The following is a 1,243-nucleotide window of genomic DNA, read 5'->3' on the forward strand; positions in this document are numbered from 1 at the left end:
ACCACCTGAATTAGATGTGGAATAATAATAAGGCTCTATACCTTCCGATGCAATAAGTTGCTGTAAAACATATTGCTCTGTCAATGCTCCCTTAAATTCAGTAAAAATTCTGTTGCCGTCAATAATCACTTGAGCATCCAAATCTGTCATAGCTATCAACAACCCGATATCAAGCAGATACACTTTAAATGCATCAAGGTCAAGGTACGCTTTCAATGGAAGTGCTACTTTTCCTACTCTTTGTACCTTATGGATCAACCCGCAATCTAAAAGCCACTGTAATGCAAGTTCAAAGGCCTTTGCTCTTGAACCCTTTCTAACTTGTCCATAGATGTATTTTTTATTTTCTTTTGCTAACTGCATTGGAATAGAATCCCACACAAGATTTAGTCTATGTAATTTTATGATAGCACAGACAAAATATGGTGTACAATACTTATGTATACAAAAATCAAACATATTATCCGACATCATATTTTAGTATACGGATTCTTATATTGCCCGTGTTTGTTGCTTCTTCCACTGCCATAGCTTATTGCAAACTTCGGACATCTATGTAGACAACCTAAACACATCTCACATTCTTCATCTTTCCATACCGGGTGATTACCTTCCATAATTATCGCTCCGACAGGACATTTTTTCTCACATAATTTACATCCTATACATAAATCCTTATTTACAGATAAATTCTTTGTCTTTCTTTCTGCAGTATACATAAATGCTGACGGTAGTGCTGCAACAAACTTTGGCAGCTTATTTTTGATAAAGTCTCCTCTTTTATTTGATTTGATATCTTCAATAACTGTTTTAAGCTGAGCTTTTCCTTTATTTAGCCACTGCTCTACCCTCTCTTTATTTGAGAGATTAAAAATCGGTGTCCATGTATCAGGCATTATCACACTGTAGTATGCATCAAATTTTTGACCTTTTCTTTTCAAAATTTCTTTTGCCATAGTCCCTATCTGACCGGTAGAGGTACCATAGCTCACCAGAAGAAAGGTATATCTACAATTCTCTATTGTAAGTTTTTCTAAAAATTCTGTTACAATTCTTGGAAGCCTCCAAAAATATGTCGGAGTTATAACACCCAATATTTTTTCATCTTTAAATAAATATTTACCTTCCCTAATACAATCCACTATGGATATAGCTTTATCATCAGTTTCTGCTGCAATTTGCTCTGCAATATATTTTCCGTTGCCTGTTGCACTAAAGTATAAAATCATCTTATTTACCTACG

General features: G+C 34.5%; 2 protein-coding genes. Both read right to left on the bottom strand.

Going from position 1 to position 1,243, the window contains the following annotated elements; genetic code table 11:
• Positions 1 to 474 (bottom strand): DUF4143 domain-containing protein (locus tag HMPREF1495_RS01090; protein WP_442911238.1); only part of this gene is annotated, 474 nt, incomplete at its 3' end.
• Complete coding sequence (locus HMPREF1495_RS01095; protein WP_034211326.1) at positions 471 to 1,229, bottom strand: EFR1 family ferrodoxin; 759 nt, start codon at positions 1,227 to 1,229, stop codon at positions 471 to 473. The genes HMPREF1495_RS01090 and HMPREF1495_RS01095, both read right to left, overlap by 4 nt.
• Positions 1,230 to 1,243: the final 14 nt, after the last annotated feature.

It is taken from the genome of Lachnoanaerobaculum sp. MSX33, from assembly GCF_000512995.1.
GTDB lineage: Bacteria > Bacillota > Clostridia > Lachnospirales > Lachnospiraceae > Lachnoanaerobaculum.

Bases quoted from the DNA above. Each gene is read 5' to 3' on its own strand.
- HMPREF1495_RS01095 (WP_034211326.1), bottom strand. From the start codon at position 1,229: ATGATTTTATACTTTAGTGCAACAGGCAACGGAAAATATATTGCAGAG.